The following is a 22,366-nucleotide window of genomic DNA, read 5'->3' as shown; positions in this document are numbered from 1 at the left end:
ACTCATTTATGTATCAGTATTTTTTGATTTCTTTAGGAGTAGTCTGTGTTGTAAATATAGTCTATTACCTTGTGTTTTCTAAGTTTGTGTTTTCTAAACATCAGCAAGGTGCTTCATTAGTTAATGAGGTGTCTGTATTGGTCTGCGTAAAAAACCAAGAAGAACTGCTTGAGAATTTTCTAACACAAATTAAAAAACAATCGCACCCTAATTATGAACTTGTTTTAATAAATAATGCTTCGTATGATAATACGTTAGAGCTGTTGGAGGCTTATGCTAAAGATAATAGCCATGTAACTATAGTAGACGTTAAAAATAATGAAGCCTTTTGGGGAAGCAAAAAATATGCCCTGACCTTAGGGATTAAAAAGGCAAAGTATAAGAATTTACTTTTTACCACTCCAAATGTGGAAATTACATCACCAGAATGGATTAATGAAATGTCTAAATTATACAGTGTAGACAAACAATTCGTTTTGGGCTATGTGAATTTTAAGAAGACCAAGGGTGTTGCCAATAAGATACTTCGATACAGTAGATTGATTACCAATTTGTGTAATTTTGGTTGGGCATCCATGTATAAACCCTATGTAGCTTGGGAAAATAACTTAGGCTATACTTCGGATTTATTTTTTGAAAACAATGGATTTTCAACCCACATGAGTGAGCAAACTGGCGCCGAGGATTTGTTTGTTAGACAGGCGGTAACCACTAAAAATGTGGCCTTGGCGACATCGCCAACTATGGCAATTAGAGTGGATTCCAGTTTAAAAGAATGGATTGTCGAACGTAGTAATCAGTTAAAACACTATACATCTACAGCTAAATTTACATTAGGCTTATTGTATTTTTCGCAACTGTTGTTTTGGATATTAGCTATTATTAGTGGGGTTTTATTTCACGAACCTTTAATTTATATGCTTATAGGTCTTCGTTTTGTAATAGTGGGCTTAGTGATAGGAAAAGCAGCATTTAAATTTTCGGAAAAAGAGGTGTTTTATTTATTTCCTTTGTGGGAGTTGTTAAGTGTTTGTCTACAAATACCTATATTTATAAAGAATCTTTTTTCAAAGTAGGCACAATCTTGGGGATCAATAGCGAGCAATTACTCTCTCATATCGAAAATGCAAAGCAAGGAATGCAAGCTTCATTTAGTTTTTTGCTAGATACTTTTTGGAATGATGTATATCAATTTCAATTAAGAAGAACCCAAAATGATTTTGAAGCCGAGGAGATTACTATAAAAAGTTTTTCAAGTGCTTTTGATAAAATTGATAGCTTTAATCCGGAATACAGTTTTAGGAGTTGGTTGTTAGCTATTTCAAAAAATGCCCATATTGATCAAATAAGAAAGCAAAAAAATAAATGGCAAATTGCTACCCAAGCACAGGAGAATAGTATGGCTAATACGGTGTTGGATCATGCGCCTACTCCCGAAGATCAATTGATTACCAAGCAAAATTTAGCGGAATTATTACTGCATATTAAGCAGTTAAAGCCTCATTATCAAGAAATGATTCAGTTGCGTTATTTTCAGGAAATGAGTTACAAGGAAATGACCGAGGAGTTAAATGAGCCTATGAATAATATTAAGGTGAAATTATTACGTGCAAAAAAATTGCTTTTAACAAGTTTAAATGCAGCTAAAAAATAAAACGATGTTTTCTTCATTAAAAAAATTAGGTCCAGGACTGATTTTTGCTGGGGCTGCTATAGGTGTTTCACATTTAGTGCAAGCTACAAAAGCGGGGGCTACTTTTGGAACAGGGTGGCTATGGGTGTCGGTTTTTTAATAGCTTTTGGTGTTTGGTATTTGTTTGTGATCGGTAGCGGATAAAAAAATACCCAAACAGGTGTTAACTTCTTTTAACAGGGCGCTACATTATAAATTAGATTCGTAATTTTGTAAAAAATATTTTTTATGAGTATTGAAGCTCCAGCGGTAAAAACCAAAAGAACTCCTAAACCGAAATGGTTACGTGTAAAACTTCCGACAGGAAAAAAATATACGGAACTCCGAGGTTTAGTGGATAAATATAATTTACATACCATATGTACTTCGGGTAGTTGCCCAAATATGGGTGAATGTTGGAGTGAAGGAACAGCAACTTTTATGATTTTAGGGAATACTTGCACACGATCATGTGGTTTTTGTGGGGTAAAAACAGGTAGACCAGATACGGTGGATTGGGCAGAGCCTGAAAAAGTAGCGCGATCCATAAAAATTATGAACATTAAACATGCTGTAATAACTTCGGTTGACCGAGATGATTTGGCCGATGGAGGTTCTATAATTTGGGCCGAAACTATTCAAGCCATTCGACGTATGAATCCAACAACGACTTTAGAAACGTTGATTCCGGATTTTATGGGTAAAAAGAAAAATATTGATAGAATTATAACCGAAGCTCCAGAGGTGGTTTCGCATAATATGGAAACTGTTCAAAGGCTAACGCGCGAGGTGCGTATCCAAGCTAAATATGAACAAAGTTTAGAGGTGTTACGTTATTTAAAAGCGGAAGGGATTCACAGAACTAAAAGTGGTATTATGTTAGGTTTGGGTGAAACGGAAGCCGAAGTGATTCAAACTATGGAAGATTTACGAGCTGTAAATTTGGATGTGCTTACCATTGGACAGTATTTACAACCTAGCAAAAAACATTTGCCAGTAAAACAATTTATTTTGCCAGAGCAATTCGAAAAATATGAAAAGCTTGGTTTGGAAATGGGATTTCGTCATGTAGAGAGTAGTGCACTCGTACGTTCTTCATACAAAGCACAAAAACATTTAACATAACAACTTACATTTATGTCTAAGCCTATTAGAGTAGCAATAAATGGCTTCGGTCGAATTGGTCGTAGCCTATTTAGGTTATTGGAAAAGGATTCGGATATTGAAGTTGTAGCTATTAATGATTTGTCGGATACACGAACATTAAGTCATTTGTTAAAATATGATAGTATTCATGGCTTATTTTCGGGTGTTGTTGGCTGTAATGAAAATCATATTATTGTCAATGGAACTCAAATAGCTTTCTCATCATTTGATCATCCATCAGAGTGCGATTGGAATGGAGTTGATATTGTAGTGGAATCAACAGGTAAGTTCAAGAGTTATGAAAAGGCGAAAGGCCATCTTGCCGCCGGTGCAAAAAAGGTAATTGTGAGTGCGCCTCCAGAGGATCATAGTATAAAAACTATTGTATTGGGCGTAAATGATGCTATTATTGATGAGAACGATGTGATAATATCTAATGCATCCTGCACCACAAATAATGCTGCACCAATGATTAAAATAATCAATGAGTTGTGTGGTATTGAGCAGGCGTATATTACTACGGTGCATAGTTATACCAGTGATCAAAGTTTACATGATCAACCGCATCGTGATTTGCGTAGAGCACGTGCCGCAGGACAATCTATTATACCTACAACTACAGGGGCGGCAAAGGCTTTGACTCGGATTTTTCCAGAATTAACAACGGCCTTAGGGGGTTGTGGTATTCGTGTTCCTGTGCCTAATGGATCATTAACAGATATTACATTTAATGTGGTTTCGGAAACATCAATAGAACAAATAAATCAAGCTTTTGAGCATGCGGCAAACACCACGTATAAAGGGGTGTTGGCCTATACGCAAGATCCCATTGTTTCTGTGGATATTCAAGGAAATACGCATTCATGTATTTTTGATTCGGGAATGACTTCGGTGATTGGGAAAATGGTAAAAGTTATAGGTTGGTATGATAATGAAATTGGATATTCTTCAAGATTAATTGAATTAATTAAGAAAATCGCTGTGATTTAAGTATATTTATTGGAGATAAGCAATATTTTGATGGTGCGAACGTTACTAGTCCTACTTTTTTCATGTGTTTTAAATGTTAGTTTACTATCGGCAAGCTCGGTAAGTATGTTGACCGAAGTACCAAATTCTTTACTGTATACCGAAGCTGAACTTACTCAAAAAATAGAGGATAAAAATTCGGAGATTGAAGATGTAAAAAACTTAAAATTAGGGAAGATAACCACCGTGTTAAGTATTGCCTTAATTACTATTTTAACTTTACTAACACTAGCATTATATAAAAATAATAAGCTAAGAGCGAGAGCAAATAAATTGCTAAAACAAAAAAATGCAGAGTTGCTTGCCGAAAAAGAGCGCGCCGAAAAAGCAAGCGCGGTAAAAGCACAGTTTTTGTCAACAATTACGCATGAATTAAGGACACCTTTGTATGCGGTTACGGGCTTAACACATTTACTTCTGGAAGAAAACCCCACAGAAAATCAAAAAGAACACTTGAATTCATTGCGCTTTTCGGGGGAGTATTTATTATCATTAATTAATAATATTCTGGATTTAAATAAGCTTGAAGCTAATAAGGTGGAGGTTGAAGTGACTTCATTTAATTTAAAAAAGCGGATTTCGGATGTGTTGATTGCTTTGAACAAAGCAGCAGAAGATCGTGGTAATGTGTTGAATTTGAATTTTGACTCCAATATTCCTAAAACACTTAAAGGTGATCCGCTTAAAATTTCTCAAATATTAATAAACTTAATAGGGAATGCTATAAAGTTTACTAAATCGGGAGAAATCAATATTCATGTATTGAAAGCTAAGGATATTGACGCTCATAAGATTTTATTATATTTTGAGGTAGAGGATAATGGAGTAGGGATTTCGGAGAAAAAAAAGTATGATATTTTTGAAAATTTTAATCAAGAATCTTTAGAAATAAACAGAAAATATGGAGGAACAGGCTTAGGACTCTCCATTGTTAAAAATTTATTATCCTTATTAGGAAGTGAAATACAGTTGAATAGTACTGTGGGTAAGGGTTCTAAATTTTTCTTTGAATTGGAATTTGGATTGTTCGAAGAAACTGAGGTATCGGTAAAGAAAAAGGTATTGGCTAAAGTGAATTTTGAGGAGATGGAAGGGAAAAAAGTATTGATTGTAGAGGATAATAAAATTAATCAGTTAATTACACGAAAAATTTTAGAGAAAAATAAGATCGTTTGTGAGGTGGCAGATAATGGTGAAATTGCTGTTGAAAAGGCAGAGAATTTTAGTTATGATTTGATTTTAATGGATATTCACATGCCTGGTATTAGTGGGGTTGAAGCGACTAAACGTATTCGAAAATTTGATATGCGAACACCAGTTATAGCACTTACGGCAGTAACGCTTGCCGATCATATGGATGAATTTTATGCTAATGGAATTACCGATGTAATACCAAAACCATACAAAACCGAAGAATTTTTCTTAAAACTCCAAAAAGCATTTCGAGGCGAATATGCCATGGATTCGTAATTTTTTAGAGGAGCACTTTGGCAGCGAAGCTAATCCGATGTAAAATCATAAACTTGTCGTATAAAATCTTTTTCAGCATTTAAAAAATGAATGCTTATAGGAAGGTAAAAGAGTTTATTTTTTAAAGCAGTTACGTGTTGTAAGCGCATAAAATCTTTTTGAGTGGTTAAAATGCGTTTGTGTGTACTAATTTTATCTAATTCTTTTTGCGAAAATACATGGTGATCTGGAAAATTCAAATGCGTAAATTTTGCACCTAAATTTTTTAAATGCGAAACCAAGGGAGCAGGTTCGGCAATACCGGTAACCAAGCAAAAGGAGTCCTGTAAAAAAGCAGTTAATTTGATTTTTGTGTTGGCTGCATAAATGTCTTCTGCGTAAGCGATTCCTGTAAAATATACTTTTTGATGGGCTAAAGGCTGTAACTGTTCAATAATTTTTTGTTGAGCCGTATCGCTTAAATCCAAAGGACATTTGGTTACAATAATTATTGTAGCTCTGGCAGCTGCCGAAGTGGGTTCACGTAAATCTCCGGCAGGTAGCATGCAATCGTTGGTATATCTATTATAGTAAGCGGTAAGTAAAATTTGAAATCCTGCTTGTACTTTTCGGTGCTGAAAAGCATCATCCAAAATAATAATTTCGGGAGGTGTTTTTTGAGTGCGCAGTTGGTGAATGCCGTTTTTTCGGTCGGCATCAACCGCAACTATGGTTTTTGGGTGGGTAACTTTAAATTGTAAAGGCTCGTCACCAATTTCTAGCGCCGTACTATTAGCAGTAGCTATATGAAAACCAGTGGTACTACGTTTATAGCCGCGACTCAAAGTAGCAAGTTGTTTGTCTTTTTGGAGCAATTCAATCAAGTAGCTCACAAAAGGGGATTTTCCTGTGCCTCCAACGCTTAAATTGCCAACACATATTACCGGAAAATCATAAGACCGGCTTTTGTAAATACCCCAGTCATATAATTTTTTAATAGTCAAGCTGCCCAAATAATAAAAGGGAACAAAAGGCCATAAAAACTTCCTCGAAAACTTCATGAGTACGAAAGTACATAATTCAATGATGTTGTAAAATGATTATAGCTAATTTAGCTTTCAAGAATGTTTTGGTTTTTTTATATCCGTTAAAAATGCCTCGATTTAGAATAATATGAATATATCTAAATCATTTGTAAAAGAATTACTTCTTTAAATACGATTTATTTCCTTTGGAATTTATGTAATATTTACCGCCTCTAGGTCCTTGATAAATTGTTCTTCCTTTGGAGTCTTTACCAATCGCTTTGTCTTTAGATTTATTGTAAACCTTTTTAGTAGTTGCTGCTTTTTTGGTTGGAGTAGTTTTTTTAGTTGTAGTGCTACTTTTCTTTTTTGTTGTAGCTGTATTCTTTGAACTAACTTTTTTCTTGGAAGTCTTAGTTGATGAACTTACTTTTTTTGTGTTTTTTTTAGTTGGAGTGTTTTTTTTAGTTTTTGCTTTAGTTGTTGTAGTTTTTGTTTGTTGAGCTAGTAGAGTTGTTGTTGAACCAGCAAAAAACATTAATGTGATTAAAGCAAATTTTAAAAATAATCTCATAATTCTAATTTAAATTGATACTAATGTAGCAACTACCTGTATTCAGCTAGTGTTTGATTAAAGGTAAATTAATTTGCTTTTTAATGCAGCTTCTTTTAATGTTTATAAAAATTAATCGATAACGTGCATCGATTCTTATTACCAAGTGTAGTTGATCGATTATTTTAAAAAAAGTTTATAGCAAGTCTTTAGATTTTATTCCTTACTAATCCACGTTCGAGTTGACGACCGTCTGTGACGGGGTGCTAATAAAGAGAGTGAAATGCAGTAATTCAAGCAGAGCTATTCAATAAAAAAGAGTAGCTGTTGTTGTTTCAAGTCATATAAGGACTAGTTATAAACGAGAAGTAGCGTTAGGCTTGTTTGCCTATACTAGGTAACTTTCATTAATTAATTGATACTATGGAATAGCTTTTGAATTGATTATATTTGTATACAAGAGGTTATTATATGGGAACTATAGAATTAAGAAATAATTTGATTGATCGTTTTAATCGTTTAATACAAGACGATACTAAATTAGTAACCTTAGAGGGGGTGTTTGATTCTATGAACACTTTTGACTCGTCTTCATTAATACCAGAGGAACATTATAAAATCGTAGAAGAAAGAAGAAGAAAACATTTGTCAGGTGAATCCAAAGGGAAGTCTTGGGAAGAGGTTAAGAAGGGGATGAAGGACAAATATGGCTTTTAATTTAATAATTGAGCAAGAAGCTCAGCTTGAAATTGAAGATGCAATTTACTGGTATGAATCGAAACAGGATGGATTAGGAGAAGAGTTTTTAGATTATATAGGAGGATATTTTGAGACTTTAATTACAGGTAATCCTGACTTTGAAATTAAAAGAAAACCTGTTTTTAGGGAGTTGCCATTAAAACGATTTCCATACGTTATAGTTTATGAGAAGATAAACAATGACATCATCGTTTATTCAGTATTTAATACTTACCAAAATCCAATTAAAAAGCTTAAATAGCAGCTGATTTTTGTTTTTGAAATGGATTTAATGGAAATTTGATTTTAGCAAGGAATTGAAAAAAATGAAAGTAAAGCAGCTTATACAATTATTTGAGCAAGAAATACCTGTGCATTATGCCGAAGGCTTTGATAATGTAGGTCTTTTGGTTGGGGATGCACAACAAAAAATAACAAATGTACTGGTTACTTTGGATACCCTAGAAAGTGTGATTGATGAGGCGATAGCGAAACAGTGTAATTTAATTGTTAGTTTTCACCCCATTGTATTTAAGGGCTTAAAAAAAATTACAGGCAAGGATTATGTAGAACGTGTGGTGATCAAAGCTATACAACATAATATAGCTATTTATGCGATGCATACGGCATTGGATAATCATTGGCAAGGAGTAAATCGACAAATTTGTGATAAGTTAGGTTTGACAAATCAGCGTATTTTAATTCCTAAAAAGGAAACCATAAAAAAGTTGAATGTATATGTGCCAAAAACAAATTTTGAAGAAGTTAGAAGGTCATTATTTAATGTAGGGGCAGGAAGTATTGGAAATTACGAAGACTGTGGTTTTTATGTTGAGGGCACCGGGAGTTATAAAGGAGGAATAGATTCAAACCCCACTGTAGGCGAAAAAGGAGCATTTATTGAAGCACCTGAAGTGCAATTACAAGTCACTTTTGCAGCGCACTTACAAGGGCAGGTAGTAAATGCGATGTTAACTTCGCACCCGTATGAAGAAGTAGCGTATGAGATTACTACTTTAGAAAACGTGAATCAAAAAATAGGCATGGGTATGCTAGGGGAGTTACCCGAAGCACTTTCGGAAACAGCGGCGTTACAATTAGTAAAAGAACGCTTTAATGCCAAAGGGATTCGACACAGTGCTTTTTTAGGAAAACCGATAAAAAAAATAGCGGTGCTAGGCGGTAGTGGAGCCTTTGCAATAGGGAATGCTAAATCCGCTGGTGCTGACCTGTTTATTACGGCAGATATTAAGTATCATGAGTTTTATCAGGCCGAAGCCAAGCTGATAGTAGCCGATATTGGACATTATGAGTCGGAACAGTACACAAAAAACTTAATTGTATCGATTCTTACGGAAAAAATCAGTAATTTTGCACCTGCCTATAATTCAGGCAATATCATATTATCGGATACAAACACCAATCCTATTAAGTATTTTTAATATATGGCTAAGAAAGAAGTTACTGTTGAAGAAAAGCTAAGAGCATTATACGACTTGCAACTTATTGATTCAAGAATTGATGAAATTACGGCTATCCGTGGGGAGCTTCCTTTGGAGGTTGAAGATCTACAGGATGAAGTAGCAGGTTTGCAAACTAGATTGGAAAAGTTAAAAAGCGATCTAAGTACAGTTGATGATTCTATTAAAGCAAAAAAGATTGCTATTGATGAGTCAAAACAATTGATTACTAAGTACCAAGAACAACAGAAAAACGTACGTAACAATCGTGAATTTAACTCTTTGAGTAAGGAAATTGAATTTCAAGAACTAGAAATTGAATTATCTGAAAAGCATATCAAGGAATTTAAAGCGCAGATCGTTCAAAAGAAAGAAGTAATTGCGCAAACAACGCAACGTATTTCAGATCGTTCAACGCATTTAGAGCATAAAAAATCAGAATTAGACGATATTATGGCTGAAACTCAAAAAGAGGAACAAGCTTTATTGAAAAAGTCTGAAGATTTTGAAAAGAAAATCGAAGATCGTTTAGTTTCGGCTTACAAGCGAATTCGTACCAATGTTAAAAATGGTTTAGCTGTGGTACCTGTAGAAAGAGGTGCTTCTGGAGGTTCGTATTTTACTATTCCACCACAAGTACAAGCAGAAATTGCTTCACGCAGAAAAATTATTACTGATGAGCACAGTGGTCGTATTTTAGTTGATTTAGAATTAGCTACTGAAGAAGGTGAAAAAATGAGAAAAATGTTTGCTAAGTTTTAGTAAATAGATTTCATACTTATAAGAAAACCCCTGAAAACGAAAGTTTTCAGGGGTTTTCTTATAAAAATAATTTAAGGAGTAAAGAACTGACAACTCACAACCGAGAACTGTCAACTAAAAGATTAAGCTTCAACACTAACTTTTGCTCTCATTTTTTTGGCTGCATTGACTAAGTTGATTAGTGCTGATTTGGTTTCGGGCCAATCTCTTGTTTTTAAACCACAATCTGGATTTACCCAAATATTACGAGTAGGGAGTACATCGTTTGCTTTGGTTAATAGGTGTGCTATTTCATCGGTTCCAGGAACTCTAGGCGAGTGAATATCATATACACCAGGACCAATTTCATTAGGATATTTAAAATTGACAAAAGCATCTAGCAATTCCATTTTGGACCTAGATGTTTCAATAGTAATTACATCGGCATCCATAGCGGCAATATGTTCAATAATGTCATTAAATTCGGAATAACACATGTGTGTGTGAATTTGAGTGTCATTTTTAACACCACTTGCCGAAATTCTAAAGCTTTCAATAGCCCAATTTAAATAAGTCTCCCATGCGGCTTTTCTGAGCGGTAAGCCTTCTCGAATAGCGGGTTCGTCTATTTGAATAATTTGTAAGCCTGCTTTTTCTAAGTCAACCACCTCATCCCTAATGGCAAATGCAATTTGCTGACAAGTAGTAGCACGTGGTTGATCGTTACGTACAAATGACCATTGCAAAATGGTAACAGGACCTGTTAGCATTCCTTTTACAGGTTTTTGAGTAAGCGATTGGGCATACGTGGACCATTTTACAGTCATAGGTGCAGAACGATATACATCACCATAAATAATTGGGGGTTTTACACATCGGCTCCCATAACTTTGTACCCAGCCATAGCTTGAAAACGCAAAACCTTCCAACTTTTCGCCAAAATATTCAACCATATCATTACGTTCAAATTCCCCATGAACTAATACATCGATTCCTGTCGATTCTTGAAAACGAATAGTTTCTTCGGTTTCATCTGCAATATATTGATCATATACAGCTTGTGAAATTTCATTCTTCTTAAATTGTGAACGCCATTTGCGTACTTCCTTTGTTTGTGGAAACGAGCCTATGGTTGTAGTTGGGAATAATGGTAAATTAAGTGCTTTTTGTTGTACTAGTTGTCGCGATGTAAATGTAGCAGCACGTTGGCTATCATTTTTGGTAAGTTGAGCGACTCTTTTTTTAGTGGGATTGTGGTGTATAAGTGTTGAAGTCTTTCGGTTTTGATTGGCTAGTTTATTAGCCGCTACTTTTTCAAGTAATGCATCGGATACATCGCCATTTAATAGCTTTTTTAAAAGACAGACTTCTTTCACTTTTTGTTTCGCGAAAGCTAACCATTGTTTCACCTCTTTTGGAAGAGTTTGTTCATTTGTTTCTAAATTGAGATCAATAGGACTGTGTAATAATGAGCATGAGGTTGAAATCCAGATATTTTCTTTTGGAAGTTTTTTTAAGACTTTTCCTAATTGAATTAATGAAACTTCAAAATCATTTTTCCAAATATTGCGTCCGTCAACAATTCCAAGAGAAAGAATCTGCTTTTGGTTATAAAATTTAGCATTTAAAATTGTGTCTAATTGCTCCGGACAACGTGATAAGTCAATATGGAGTGCATGAACAGGTAGTTGTAATGCTGTAGCTAAATGATCACCATAGCAGCCAAAATAATTAGTTAGTATGATTTTTAAGCTTGGAAATTCGGCTGCTATTTTTTTATAAGTCTTTGTAATCGCAGCTTTTTCTTTAGCGTTTAAGTCCAGTGACAAACAAGGTTCGTCTAATTGAATGTATTCTGCTCCAGCAACAACTAGTTGTACTAATTGCTGAAAAAAAACGGGGAGTAGCTTATCTAATAAGTCAATACGATCAAAACCTGCTTCTTTTTCTTTTCCAATTAAAAGATAAGTAACTGGCGAGATTAATACAGGTTTAGTTAGAATCCCTAGTGCTTTAGCTTCTTTAAATTCGTCAACAGCTTTACTGGAAAATAATTCAAAATTTTGGTCTTTTGAAAATTCGGGTACAATGTAATGATAGTTTGTGTCAAACCATTTAGTCATTTCCATAGCGGTAATGTCATACTTGTCGGTCTGAATACCTCGTGCCATAGCAAAATATAAATCAGAAGTGGTGCCATTATTTTTTAATTCGGTATACCGCTCCGGGATACAACCATAGGCCAAAGAGGCATCTAAAACTTGGTCATAATATGAAAAGTCATTTGATGGAATTAAATCAACGCCTAGTTCTTGTTGAAATTTCCAGTTTTCTTGCCTTATTAGTTTAGCTGTTTGTTGTAGCTCATTGTAAGAACTGTTTTTTTTCCAGTATTTTTCAAGGGATTTTTTTAATTCTCTGTGTCCTCCAATTCTTGGAAAGCCTAAGATATTTGTTTTCATGTTGCTGGTTTTTATTGGCGTCACCAAAGGGTTTATTCCTCCTAGGCTTAGCTTGAAATTAACGTTCAATTTTGTTGAGATAGCTCGTAGCTTGTTTCCAGGTGCTTTATCCTTTGCAAAGTTGAGAATGAAAATTATATTATCTATTATTCGGAATAATTATGGATTAAATAACTATTTATGATTATTTTTATAGGTATACTATCTTTTTAAAATGATAAGACATAGTGATGAAAGAAAAATTTTCTACAAAAGAGGTTGATGCAATTGATGTTAAATTGTTAAAATTATTACAGCACAACTCAAATTTGACTACAAAAGAGCTAGCAAATAAGGTGAATTTATCATCGACACCCGTTTTTGAACGGGTAAAAAGGTTAGAACAATCGGGATATATAAAACAATATGTAGCTATTTTAGATGCCGATAAATTAGATAAGGGTTTAACGGTGTTTTGCAACATTAAACTCTCGCAACACACCAAAGAAATTGGGAATGCTTTTGTACAGGATATAAAAGCAATAAAAGAGGTAACGGAATGCTATAACATTTCGGGAGACTATGATTTTTTACTAAAAATTCTAGTAAAAGATATGAAGCATTACCAAGATTTTGTGCTAAATGGTTTAGGTTCAGTCAATAATGTAGGGAGTGCGCATAGTACTTTTGTAATGGGCGAAATTAAACATACAACGGCGGTGCCGTTGTAGTGTGTTAATCATATTTCCCTTCCGCTTCTAAAGCCAATTTTATATGCGCTAAATGGTGTTGGCAATGCCAAGCATAGGTGCCTATGGTTTCATCTAATCTAAAATGAGTGCCATGTTCGGGATGCATAAATTGTTTTTCATAATCGGAATGTTGGAGACTTTTAAGTAATTGTACCCATTTATTATGAAGTCCCGTGAGGAGTAAGATGGAATTTTCTAAATGATCGTCTTGTGAGTCGATGAGCAGTGCCCATTTGTCTTCAAAATAGGGTCTAATTTTTGGTGTGTCTTCGGTAAGGCTTAATTTGAACCGAATAAAAGCATTCATATGGCTGTCGGCACAATGATGAACCACTTGTTTTATACACCAACCATCGGGTCTGTATTTCCAGTTTTTTTGGGTGCTGTTTAAATGCTGTGTTACTTCTTTAACTGCGGTTGGAAATTCTGCAATCACATCAATCCAAGTAGCTATTAAGCTAGAAGGCATGTACGCAGGAGCAGTAAATTCCCCAACAGGGAATTTGAGTTGGTGTAGTTCGTCTGAAGTCATAATTAAGTTTTTTATTAGGCTTGCCAAGTATGACCACATTTATTACATTGTGTTGGGCTTCTGTCCGCTAAAAGAGCTAAAAGGCCTACTGGGAAAAAGCAAATAGCCACAATAATTTGCCAAGCTCTGAAGCCTCCTCTTTTTGTTAGATTTTCACATTTAGGACAAGATAATTGTGCCATAGTTTTATTTTTAAGTTAGTTTAAATTGAAAATCCAATTTAATAAAATAAATATTAAAATACCTCTCCCAAAATATGTAGATAATTTATGGTAAAGAATATTTGATGATTGTTGGGTTAATGAGGCAATTCGTAAGGGTATTTGAATAAAAAAATAAATAAAAAGAATAATACTGGAGGTGTTAAAAGTAATGGCTTGATTAAATGAGCCTTCAGAAATAGCACAAAAAGCCCGAGTAGTACCACAAAAAGGACATTGCATTCCTATTAGTTTGTCAAAAAGGCAAAAATGAGGAATGTTATTTAAAAGAGAAATGAGCTCACTTTTTAAAATTATAAATAGTAAAAGAAGGAGTATTGTGCTGATTAAAATGTTCCAGTCATTTTGCATGTTTCTATTTCTAGAAATATGTTTAATAAGCCACTGAGGCAATAAAGCGATTTCCATATTTTAAAAGTGGCTTATTATTTTTTTAAATATTTAATCATTAAGAATTTTTCTTGAAATTACAATTTTTTGTATTTCGCTAGTACCTTCGTAAATCTGTGTGATTTTAGCATCTCGCATTAAACGTTCTACATGGTATTCTTTTACATACCCGTTACCTCCGTGTATTTGTACGGCTTCGATGGTTACATCCATTGCAGCTTGGGAGGCGACTAATTTTGCAACAGCACTTGATAAGTCATAATCCAATTCGTTGTCCTTATCTATGGCAGATTTGTACACTAACATACGAGCTCCTTCGATTTGGGTATACATATCGGCTAATTTAAAAGCAATGGCTTGGTGGTTACATATTTCTGTACCAAAGGCTTTTCTAATTTTGGAATACGCAAGGGCTTTTTCATATGCACCTTGTGCAATGCCGAGTGCTTGTGCAGCAATTCCGATTCTTCCTCCCGAAAGGGTTTTCATGGCAAATTTAAATCCAAAACCATCCTCCGCAATGCGGTTCTCCTTAGGAACTTTGACATCGTTAAAAATAAGTGAGTGGGTGTCACTACTTCGAATACCAAGTTTGTCTTCTTTTGGGCCAATTTCAAAGCCTTCCCAACCTTTTTCTACAATAAATACATTAATGCCTTTATGCTTCAAATCTGGATGGGTTTGTGCAATAACCAAATAATAATCGGCACTACCGCCATTAGTAATCCAATTTTTGGTCCCATTTAAAAGGTAATGATCTTCTTTTTCAATGGCAGTTGTTTTTTGTGAAGTAGCATCACTACCAGCTTCGGGTTCAGAAAGTGCAAAAGCACCCAGCTTTTCACCAGTTACAAGTGGTGTTAAGTATTTTTCTTTTTGTTCATGTGTGCCATATTCATCTAGACCCCAGCAAACCAGTGAATTGTTAACGGACATAATGACCGAAGCCGAGGCGTCAATTTTAGAAAGTTCTTCTAAGGCAATTACATAGGACAGGGTATCCATTCCGCCACCGCCATACTTGGGATCATTCATCATTCCCATAAAGCCTAATTCGCCCATTTTTTTAACTTGTGCTGTAGGAAAAATTTGTTGTGTATCTCTTTCAATAACATCAGCCTCAAGTTCTTGTTGAGCAAAATTTCGGGCTGCATCACGTATCATTAGATGTTCTTCTGTTAATTCGAAATTCATAGGAAGTACTATTTTTTATTATGCATGCATAATATATGAATAATTCTAAAGTTACGGAAAAGTTGTTTCAAAAATGTATTTTTAAAAAATGAAAGCAATGCATGTTATAGGAGTAATGTCGGGAACCTCATTGGATGGTATTGATGTGGCCGAAATTACTTTTTCGGAAACTACTAATAATTGGCATTTTGAGTTAGGAGTTTGTAAAACTTATGGGTATTCCAAATCCTGGGAGGATCGATTACGCGGAGCGGCGAGTTTAACTTCTAAGGAATTGGAGGTACTTAATAGGGAGTATACCTTGTATTTGGCATCGGTGATTGATCAGTTTATTAATGAATATAACGTAACAGAAATAGATGCGATTTGTAGTCATGGTCATACCATTTTACATCAACCTCATCATGGATTTACACTACAGATAGGAAATTTGCCAGAATTGGTAATACTATTACAAAAAAAAGTAGTTTGTGATTTTAGAGTTGCAGATGTGGCACTTGGTGGGCAAGGGGCTCCGTTGGTACCTATTGGGGATAAGTTACTGTTTGCTGATTATGATTATTGTATCAATTTTGGTGGTTTTGCAAATATTTCTTTTGAGAAAAAAGGAAAAATGATCGCTTATGATATTTGCCCTGTAAATGTGGTACTTAATGCTTATGCCTTAAAATTAGGTCAAGCTTATGATGCCGAAGGGAATTTGGCAAAATCTGGAAAAGTGCATGAAAGCTTATTGAAAGCTTTAAATCAATTACCTTTTTATGAAATAGCACCTCCAAAATCATTGGGTATTGAATGGGTGAATACTATAGTTTTTCCTTTACTAGAATCGCATCATTTAGCACCGCAGGATGTATTGCGTACGTTTACGGAACATATTGCTCAATGTGTTGGAAAATCACTCGATATAGCTTCTAACGCAAGTGAAACAAAAGTATTGATCACCGGTGGTGGAGTGTACAATACCTTTTTAGTAAACCAGATAAAAAAATATACATCGGCCAATATTGTGATACCGAATCCTCAGTTGGTAGAATATAAAGAGGCTTTAATTTTTGGCTTGTTGGGGGTATTAAAGTTGACAAATAAAGTAAATGTGTTAGCTAGTGTGACGGGAGCAAAAAGAGATCATTCATCGGGGAACATTTTTAAACCATAATCTAGTATTTCGGAGTGTATTTAAATGGATAATTTATATTATAAAAATGATAAATATACATCAGCTATTTTTTTATAGTAACAGCCTCCATATATTTGTGATCTAACTTAAATAAAAACTGATGTTACAAAATTTCCTAGGTAATAGCCCAAAGTGGTTTAAGTTTACCATGCTTGGCTTTTTAATACTTAATATGGTATTGTATTTTATGCTTCCTATGTTTATGGATGTGCATACAGCTCATGTAATAGTGTCTTGGCTTTTTATTGGCGAATTTATTTTTACACTTGCAATGGCATTAAATTGCTATCCACTACAATCAGGAGGTTTATTAGCTATACAGATTTTGGTATTGAATTTGACTACACCACATAATGCGTACCATGAAGTGGCTCAAAATTTAGAAGTCGTATTGTTATTGGTGTTTATGGTGGCGGGTATTTATTTTATGAAACCGTTATTGATGTACATATTTAGTAAAGTGTTTACTAAAATACGTTCCAAAATTGTATTGTCAGTGCTATTTGTGTTTTTATCAGCGGTACTTTCAGCATTTTTAGATGCGTTAACAGTAACGGCAGTATTAATTAGTGTTGCTGTAGGTTTTTATGGGGTATATCATAAAATACATTCAAAAGTAGATTCGGACTACGATGAGGATGGAGTAGTAGATCGTAAGGAGTTAAGTGGTGAAACTTTAGAACAATTTAGAGGGTTTTTACGAAGCTTGATTATGCACGGGGTTGTTGGTACAGCTCTTGGAGGTGTATGTACACTTGTAGGTGAGCCTCAAAACTTATTGATTGGTGAAAAAATGGGATGGGATTTTATTGAATTCTTTTTAAGAATGGCGCCTATTACCGTTCCTGTTCTGTTTTGCGGTATTTTAACAACTATTATTTTGGAGGTGACTAAAAGCTTTGGTTTTGGAGATCAACTACCAGATGTAGCACGAAGAATTATTGAGAATTATACGGTTGAAGAAGATAAAAAAAGAACACCAAATCAAAAATTTGCATTAAAAGTTCAAGCTGTAGCTGCCATATTGTTAATTATTGGTCTGGCAACGCATGTGGCTCCAGTAGGATTTATTGGGCTAGCACTTATTATTTTCCAGACTGCTTTTACAGGAATTATCGAAGAACATCAATTAGGAAAAGCTTTTGAAGAAGCACTTCCATTTACAGGGCTATTAGTCGTATTTTTTGTAGTAGTTGCCATGATCCATGATCAACATTTGTTTAAGCCAATTATTGATTGGGCATTAACTTTGGAGCCTTCTCAACAACCTTCAATGTTTTATTTAGCCAACGGAATATTATCAATGATTAGTGATAATGTATTTGTGGCAACTGTTTATATAGGTGAAGTAAAACAAGCTTTTGATAATGGTGTTATTGGTAGAGAACAGTTTGAAAAATTAGCTATTGCTATTAATACTGGGACAAATTTACCAAGTGTTGCTACACCAAATGGACAAGCAGCGTTCTTATTCTTATTAACTTCAGCTCTTGCACCATTAATTGGGTTGTCCTATGGTAAAATGGTTAAAATGGCATTGCCATACACTATTGTTTTAGGAGGTGTAGGTATATTGGGTGTACTTTATATATTGTAATTGATTTAGAAAAAAAACAATAACTATATAAAAGTCATCAATTTGTAAATTGATGACTTTTTTTTAGGCTCTTTATAATTTAACTTGGGAGTTTAAATCGTTAATTATTTGATGTTAAGCTATAAAATATAGATGAAATTAATTTTTTTTTTAATTTTTCTTGTTTAAAGTAGTATTATTCTTATATTTAGAGAGTTACTTTCATTTTGTTAAAATAGCAATAGTATAATATTAAACATTTGTATTAAAAATAAAGTATTTTGTACAATGCGAAAACGATTTAGTAATATACTTTTACCCAAAGCTAAATATGTATATGAAAAAAATTATTTTATTATTGACCACACTCAACTGTATGATAAGTGCGGCTCAAGTAGCAATGCATACTTCAGTGCCAACTACTGTAGATTCAGATGCTATAGGAACTACAATGCCACCAAGTCAAATAGTATCAACTACTGATTTTGTAGTTCGACTTACAGACTTAGTAGTCGGTGAAAATTATAGATTATTTAATCAGTTAAGAAATTCAACAAACGGACAGTTTGCTGGTTTTGCAAGAAATCCTTTTACAGCTACAGCCGAGACTATGGAATTCAATATTACACAATTGGGTTGGGGATTTTTTGGAGGAGGTGTGCTTACAGATGAAGAAACAGCTACTTGGTTTACGCAACTAACCACAGATGAGACACCCGCCGTAACACTTAGTCAGATTCAGTCTGATTTTTTGGTGGATGATCCAGATACAGACGGAAATTCAGGAGGAGATTCCGGGTTATTAAATGCTCCAGTTGCAATAGGAATAATGACTCCTTTTACATTGGATTATGCTGTTTCGGGGAGTTTGTTAAAAAAGGTAACTATTGAAGTAGATGCAGATGGACCCTATGCCAATTTTGGAATGTCCGTTGGGAATAGCATTTTAATTGATCATGTTGATATCACTTCGGGAATTCCGCAAAGTCTCAATTTCATTGTAAACTTTCCTGCTAGTGGAAATACTTCTATTGATATTTTTGTAAGAAGTAATGATGTTACATTAAACAGTATTACTATTGAAGATACAGTAGCAATTGATTTTCCGACATTTGTTAATGCCAATAATGATACAGGTTTGAATGAGCCAGATAGTATTAAATATGGAGGGCCATCAATAGCAGATGTTGATAATGATGGGGATTATGATTTTATATTAAATAATCACAATGCACATGAATTTGCACCTAATGTGCTGTATTTGAATAATGGAGATGGAACGGTAACAAGAAGTCAGGAATTGTCTCAGTTTATATTACATGATTTACACGGATCTGCAGCGGCAGATTATGATAATGACGGAGATTTAGATATTGCTATAGCAAATGGAGGAGGAAATGGAGCAAATCCAACTCCGCCAATTATTTATACAAATAACAAGGGTAGTTATACAGAAAGTTCTGCGGAGGAAATTGGGGTTACTTTACTGGGAAGAGGACGTTCACCTAGGTGGGTAGATTTTGATTTAGATGGTGATTTAGATTTAGCCTTTTTTAATGCGACACCTTTAGACCCTAATACGACGCGTCATGTATTTTATGTAAATAATGGCGACCAGGCATCACCAAGATTTACACCTATAGCAGTACCAGGTTTGGAAGACGCTACTGCAGAAAGAGTGTTGATTACTGATTTAAACAATGATCATATTGACGATGTACTAATGATAGGTCCTTTAACAGTTTGGAAAGGAAACGGGGATTATTCATTTACGGATATGTCCGCAGACTGGTTACCAGCTTCAAGTCCATTTGTAGGTCAAATTCGCAATAGATTTAATAACCTTGCAGCAACACATTTAGATATTGATAATGATGGCGATCTTGATTTATACATTGCCGGAGGTTTAGGCGTATTCGCTATTGCCGATCGAAATTCTTTAGATTTTGAACCAGAAACTACCATTTTAGATGCTCGAACTTCGGGGAGTGATGGTACATTAACCATAGATTTTAAAGCCGATGGAGATTTGCGTTTTTATGATTTTGATGTATTGCGTAAAGGTGGATTTGCGGGGGAATATCCAATTTTTTTAGGAAGTGCTAAAGCTAGAAATACTGTTGAAACCATTGAAAATGATGTTTTAGCAGCAGACGATCCGGGAAGACAGTTAGTAATTAGTCAATCCAATGCAGCTGGTTTTCCAGATGATGTGGATCGTACCGAAAATGGTATTTACATTGGTTATTTAGGAAATGATAATTGGAAATTTGAAACCGTAAGAAATGGAGATATATTTTTCAATCTTACTTTTTCGTTAGCGGGAGTAGCCGAACTTGTTGGAACAACTCCAGCTTTAGGTAATAGAAATATACAAGATGTTTTATTAAGAAACGACATTTCAACCGGAGGTGGGTTGGTAGATGTTTCCGAAGCTTGGAATATCCCAAAAGGAGGTACACATACTGGAGCTATTACAGGTGATTTTAATAATGATGGTTTGCAAGATCTATTGGTACATAGATATGCCTATATAAGAAGTAGAAGATCAGACTATCTTTTGTTAAATACCGGAAACGGTTTTGAAGTGTCTACTAATCATGATGCAAATAGTAGAGGTACAATTTCTCATGGAGATATGGGACAAGCCTTCGATTTTGATAATGATGGTGATGTAGATATTTTAAATGGAGATGATGAATTTGGAAGCTGGTATTTGTATCGAAATGAAAATACGAATAGTGGAAATTTTGCTACAGTTAAGGTGGGGTATTCTCCAGTATCAAATATAGATCCTATATCGGCTGAGGTTAGCGTTACGACAACCAATGGGACACAGTACAAAAGAGTCGCTTCTGGCGGAGCTGTGTTTTCACAAAGTTTACTAAATATAGTACATTTTGGATTGGGAAATGCGACAACAATTGATACTATAACTGTACGCTGGCGAAATGGAGAAGAGGCTACATTTACTAATGAAGCAGTAAACCAAATTTTTAATACCGATGAGATAAATCCTACTAGTATCGAAGTTACGCCAAATGTAATTGAGGTAAGGGCAGGAGCAACAAGTATAGCCGATTTAAGCGTTACTCCTATATTTGCAAATAGAGATGTGATATGGTCATCTGATGATGAAACGGTAGCTACAGTAGATCAAAATGGTATAGTAACAGGTATTTTAGAAGGGGGTACTACGACTATTAATGCAACAAGTACGCTTGATACTAGTGTTGTTGGCACTGCCACAGTAAATGTAGTGGCTTTTGTTCCAATTAGTGCTAATGAGGTTGTATTGGATGTGGAAGCTGTTACTGTTGTTGAAGGAAATACGAGTACACTAAATGCTATGGTATTACCAGCCGATGCAGATGACAAAGCATTGACTTGGACAAGTAGTGATGAAGCCGTAGCAACTGTAAATACAAATGGATTGGTAAGTGCAATAGCCGATGGTACCGCTATTATTACTGCGGCATTAACATCAGATTCATTAATTAAAGATGAAGCTACTATTACCGTGGCGAGGTTTACTGCGGCAAGTATTACATTTGATGATCGTGATATATATACGAATACCGCTTATAGTGTAAATGGAAATATGGATGTGTCAGTTAATTATCATGCTGGTACGGGCAATACCATAGTGGCTACTCCAGATCAAGGAGTACGTTATTTTTTACGTCATTTAGATAAAGACTTTAATGTTATAAGTGATATTGTAGTGACCGATCAGGGAGTTATAGGAACCGAATCTGGGGTGTCATCGGTAGCGATTCCTTTAAGTGGGTTAACTCCTAGTGCGGATTTAACTAATAATGAATTTTATTTTTTACTAGCGCAATTCACAAATAGTAAAGGGGAACAAAAAACGGTTTCAGTATCTCCAATAACTATTGTAGCTACGACTTTATCGGTAGCTAGTCTTGATGTGGACAATAAAGAGATCACGATGTTTCCTAATCCAGCTTCTTCATATATTAGCTTTTCAGGAATTGATAACTTAACTAGTTTAGTTAGCATAAGTAATTTGAGTGGGATAAACTTATTATCTACAAAGGTCAAAGGAGCTACACCTATTTCAATAGCATCATTACCTAGTGGTTTTTATATTGTAACTGTTACATTGGAAAACGAATCTTCAAAAAAAATATTTAGTTTGGTAAAAGAATGATCGTAGTAATTGAACTATAAATAAAAGCATCATAAGTTATTTTTTATGATGCTTTTTTAGTTTTCTTAAATTAACGTAAAGCAAAAGTTTTTT

At 34.6% G+C, this 22,366-nt stretch carries 21 protein-coding genes; 14 read left to right on the top strand and 7 right to left on the bottom strand.

Annotated elements, in window-relative coordinates:
• Positions 1-8 precede the first annotated feature (8 nt).
• The 6 genes from KQA_RS0200920 to KQA_RS0200895 all read left to right on the top strand — a co-directional run bounded on the left by KQA_RS0200920 (position 9) and on the right by KQA_RS0200895 (position 5,317).
• Positions 9-1,076, top strand: coding sequence for a glycosyltransferase (locus tag KQA_RS0200920; RefSeq protein WP_010177284.1), 1,068 nt, complete (start codon positions 9-11; stop codon positions 1,074-1,076).
• 8 nt (positions 1,077-1,084) lie between these two features.
• Positions 1,085-1,654, top strand: a complete 570-nt coding sequence (locus KQA_RS0200915; protein ID WP_040395936.1) for an RNA polymerase sigma factor — start codon at positions 1,085-1,087, stop codon at positions 1,652-1,654.
• A 4-nt stretch (positions 1,655-1,658) separates the two neighbouring features.
• Positions 1,659-1,793, top strand: a complete 135-nt coding sequence (locus KQA_RS20880) for a hypothetical protein (RefSeq protein WP_262482115.1) — start codon at positions 1,659-1,661, stop codon at positions 1,791-1,793.
• 128 nt (positions 1,794-1,921) lie between these two features.
• On the top strand, positions 1,922-2,797 hold the full coding sequence (lipA, locus tag KQA_RS0200905) for a lipoyl synthase (RefSeq protein ID WP_010177281.1): 876 nt from the start codon (positions 1,922-1,924) through the stop codon (positions 2,795-2,797).
• A 12-nt stretch (positions 2,798-2,809) separates the two neighbouring features.
• Positions 2,810-3,808, top strand: coding sequence for a type I glyceraldehyde-3-phosphate dehydrogenase (gap, locus tag KQA_RS0200900; RefSeq protein ID WP_010177280.1), 999 nt, complete (start codon positions 2,810-2,812; stop codon positions 3,806-3,808).
• 105 nt (positions 3,809-3,913) lie between these two features.
• Positions 3,914-5,317: a response regulator gene (locus KQA_RS0200895; RefSeq protein WP_232285829.1), complete on the top strand. Its 1,404-nt coding sequence runs from the start codon at positions 3,914-3,916 to the stop codon at positions 5,315-5,317.
• 29 nt (positions 5,318-5,346) lie between these two features.
• Here the strand turns inward: KQA_RS0200895 and lpxK are convergent, their stop codons facing one another.
• Together lpxK and KQA_RS20425 are read right to left on the bottom strand one after the other, a co-directional pair.
• A complete protein-coding gene (gene lpxK / locus KQA_RS0200890; protein WP_010177278.1) occupies positions 5,347-6,357 on the bottom strand; it encodes a tetraacyldisaccharide 4'-kinase in 1,011 nt (336 codons plus the stop codon).
• Between the two features lie 142 nt (positions 6,358-6,499).
• Positions 6,500-6,895, bottom strand: coding sequence for a hypothetical protein (locus KQA_RS20425; protein WP_010177277.1), 396 nt, complete (start codon positions 6,893-6,895; stop codon positions 6,500-6,502).
• 450 nt (positions 6,896-7,345) lie between these two features.
• On the opposite strand from KQA_RS20425, the gene KQA_RS0200880 reads away from it, so the two are divergent.
• From KQA_RS0200880 to KQA_RS0200865, 4 genes are all read left to right on the top strand, one after another.
• Positions 7,346-7,591, top strand: a complete 246-nt coding sequence (locus KQA_RS0200880; RefSeq protein ID WP_010177276.1) for an addiction module protein — start codon at positions 7,346-7,348, stop codon at positions 7,589-7,591.
• The gene (locus KQA_RS0200875) at positions 7,581-7,874 is read left to right on the top strand and encodes a type II toxin-antitoxin system RelE/ParE family toxin (RefSeq protein ID WP_010177275.1); all 294 of its coding nucleotides are present in this window, start codon (positions 7,581-7,583) and stop codon (positions 7,872-7,874) included. The genes KQA_RS0200880 and KQA_RS0200875 overlap by 11 nt, the downstream gene beginning before the upstream one ends.
• Before the next feature lie 64 nt (positions 7,875-7,938).
• Entirely contained in the window at positions 7,939-9,054 is a 1,116-nt protein-coding gene (locus KQA_RS0200870; RefSeq protein ID WP_010177274.1) for a Nif3-like dinuclear metal center hexameric protein, read from the top strand.
• Positions 9,055-9,057: 3 nt separating this feature from the next.
• Positions 9,058-9,834, top strand: coding sequence for a zinc ribbon domain-containing protein (locus KQA_RS0200865; RefSeq protein WP_010177273.1), 777 nt, complete (start codon positions 9,058-9,060; stop codon positions 9,832-9,834).
• A gap of 122 nt (positions 9,835-9,956) precedes the next feature.
• On the opposite strand, the gene metE is transcribed toward KQA_RS0200865, so the two are convergent.
• A complete protein-coding gene (gene metE, locus KQA_RS0200860; protein WP_010177272.1) occupies positions 9,957-12,275 on the bottom strand; it encodes a 5-methyltetrahydropteroyltriglutamate--homocysteine S-methyltransferase in 2,319 nt (772 codons plus the stop codon).
• A gap of 230 nt (positions 12,276-12,505) precedes the next feature.
• On the opposite strand from metE, the gene KQA_RS0200855 reads away from it, so the two are divergent.
• Positions 12,506-12,985 (top strand): Lrp/AsnC family transcriptional regulator, encoded by a 480-nt coding sequence (locus tag KQA_RS0200855; protein ID WP_010177271.1) that lies wholly within the window; start codon positions 12,506-12,508, stop codon positions 12,983-12,985.
• A 4-nt stretch (positions 12,986-12,989) separates the two neighbouring features.
• On the opposite strand, the gene KQA_RS0200850 is transcribed toward KQA_RS0200855, so the two are convergent.
• From KQA_RS0200850 to KQA_RS0200835, 4 genes are all read right to left on the bottom strand, one after another.
• Positions 12,990-13,538 (bottom strand): YfiT family bacillithiol transferase, encoded by a 549-nt coding sequence (locus KQA_RS0200850; RefSeq protein ID WP_010177270.1) that lies wholly within the window; start codon positions 13,536-13,538, stop codon positions 12,990-12,992.
• 14 nt (positions 13,539-13,552) lie between these two features.
• A complete protein-coding gene (locus KQA_RS19760; RefSeq protein WP_081483219.1) occupies positions 13,553-13,720 on the bottom strand; it encodes a DUF2367 domain-containing protein in 168 nt (55 codons plus the stop codon).
• Between the two features lie 15 nt (positions 13,721-13,735).
• Positions 13,736-14,110, bottom strand: coding sequence for a DUF2752 domain-containing protein (locus tag KQA_RS20970; protein ID WP_394330912.1), 375 nt, complete (start codon positions 14,108-14,110; stop codon positions 13,736-13,738).
• A gap of 90 nt (positions 14,111-14,200) precedes the next feature.
• Positions 14,201-15,343 (bottom strand): acyl-CoA dehydrogenase, encoded by a 1,143-nt coding sequence (locus KQA_RS0200835; protein ID WP_010177268.1) that lies wholly within the window; start codon positions 15,341-15,343, stop codon positions 14,201-14,203.
• Between the two features lie 88 nt (positions 15,344-15,431).
• On the opposite strand from KQA_RS0200835, the gene KQA_RS0200830 reads away from it, so the two are divergent.
• The 3 genes from KQA_RS0200830 (at position 15,432) to KQA_RS0200820 (ending at position 22,273) form a co-directional block, all read left to right on the top strand.
• The gene (locus KQA_RS0200830) at positions 15,432-16,502 is read left to right on the top strand and encodes an anhydro-N-acetylmuramic acid kinase (protein WP_010177267.1); all 1,071 of its coding nucleotides are present in this window, start codon (positions 15,432-15,434) and stop codon (positions 16,500-16,502) included.
• Positions 16,503-16,623: 121 nt separating this feature from the next.
• A complete protein-coding gene (nhaB, locus tag KQA_RS0200825; RefSeq protein ID WP_010177266.1) occupies positions 16,624-18,120 on the top strand; it encodes a sodium/proton antiporter NhaB in 1,497 nt (498 codons plus the stop codon).
• Between the two features lie 316 nt (positions 18,121-18,436).
• On the top strand, positions 18,437-22,273 hold the full coding sequence (locus tag KQA_RS0200820) for an FG-GAP-like repeat-containing protein (protein WP_010177265.1): 3,837 nt from the start codon (positions 18,437-18,439) through the stop codon (positions 22,271-22,273).
• The last annotated feature ends 93 nt before the right edge of the window (positions 22,274-22,366 follow it).

The organism is Aquimarina agarilytica ZC1 (genome assembly GCF_000255455.1).
Taxonomy (GTDB): Bacteria; Bacteroidota; Bacteroidia; order Flavobacteriales; family Flavobacteriaceae; genus Aquimarina; species Aquimarina agarilytica.
The sequence above is the reverse complement of the archived record's forward strand: the minus strand, read 5'-3'. Positions and strand labels throughout refer to the sequence as shown.

Excerpts from the sequence above, each read along its gene's own strand:
- KQA_RS0200920 (WP_010177284.1), top strand. The coding sequence starts at position 9 with ATGTATCAGTATTTTTTGATTTCTTTAGGAGTAGTCTGTGTTGTAAAT.
- KQA_RS20880 (WP_262482115.1), top strand. The coding sequence starts at position 1,659 with ATGTTTTCTTCATTAAAAAAATTAGGTCCAGGACTGATTTTTGCTGGG.
- lipA (WP_010177281.1), top strand. The coding sequence starts at position 1,922 with ATGAGTATTGAAGCTCCAGCGGTAAAAACCAAAAGAACTCCTAAACCG.
- gap (WP_010177280.1), top strand. The coding sequence starts at position 2,810 with ATGTCTAAGCCTATTAGAGTAGCAATAAATGGCTTCGGTCGAATTGGT.
- KQA_RS0200895 (WP_232285829.1), top strand. The coding sequence starts at position 3,914 with ATGTTGACCGAAGTACCAAATTCTTTACTGTATACCGAAGCTGAACTT.
- lpxK (WP_010177278.1), bottom strand. The coding sequence starts at position 6,357 with ATGAAGTTTTCGAGGAAGTTTTTATGGCCTTTTGTTCCCTTTTATTAT.
- KQA_RS20425 (WP_010177277.1), bottom strand. The coding sequence starts at position 6,895 with ATGAGATTATTTTTAAAATTTGCTTTAATCACATTAATGTTTTTTGCT.
- KQA_RS0200880 (WP_010177276.1), top strand. The coding sequence starts at position 7,346 with ATGGGAACTATAGAATTAAGAAATAATTTGATTGATCGTTTTAATCGT.
- KQA_RS0200875 (WP_010177275.1), top strand. The coding sequence starts at position 7,581 with ATGGCTTTTAATTTAATAATTGAGCAAGAAGCTCAGCTTGAAATTGAA.
- KQA_RS0200870 (WP_010177274.1), top strand. The coding sequence starts at position 7,939 with ATGAAAGTAAAGCAGCTTATACAATTATTTGAGCAAGAAATACCTGTG.
- KQA_RS0200865 (WP_010177273.1), top strand. The coding sequence starts at position 9,058 with ATGGCTAAGAAAGAAGTTACTGTTGAAGAAAAGCTAAGAGCATTATAC.
- metE (WP_010177272.1), bottom strand. The coding sequence starts at position 12,275 with ATGAAAACAAATATCTTAGGCTTTCCAAGAATTGGAGGACACAGAGAA.
- KQA_RS0200855 (WP_010177271.1), top strand. The coding sequence starts at position 12,506 with ATGAAAGAAAAATTTTCTACAAAAGAGGTTGATGCAATTGATGTTAAA.
- KQA_RS0200850 (WP_010177270.1), bottom strand. The coding sequence starts at position 13,538 with ATGACTTCAGACGAACTACACCAACTCAAATTCCCTGTTGGGGAATTT.
- KQA_RS19760 (WP_081483219.1), bottom strand. The coding sequence starts at position 13,720 with ATGGCACAATTATCTTGTCCTAAATGTGAAAATCTAACAAAAAGAGGA.
- KQA_RS20970 (WP_394330912.1), bottom strand. The coding sequence starts at position 14,110 with ATGCAAAATGACTGGAACATTTTAATCAGCACAATACTCCTTCTTTTA.
- KQA_RS0200835 (WP_010177268.1), bottom strand. The coding sequence starts at position 15,343 with ATGAATTTCGAATTAACAGAAGAACATCTAATGATACGTGATGCAGCC.
- KQA_RS0200830 (WP_010177267.1), top strand. The coding sequence starts at position 15,432 with ATGAAAGCAATGCATGTTATAGGAGTAATGTCGGGAACCTCATTGGAT.
- nhaB (WP_010177266.1), top strand. The coding sequence starts at position 16,624 with ATGTTACAAAATTTCCTAGGTAATAGCCCAAAGTGGTTTAAGTTTACC.
- KQA_RS0200820 (WP_010177265.1), top strand. The coding sequence starts at position 18,437 with ATGAAAAAAATTATTTTATTATTGACCACACTCAACTGTATGATAAGT.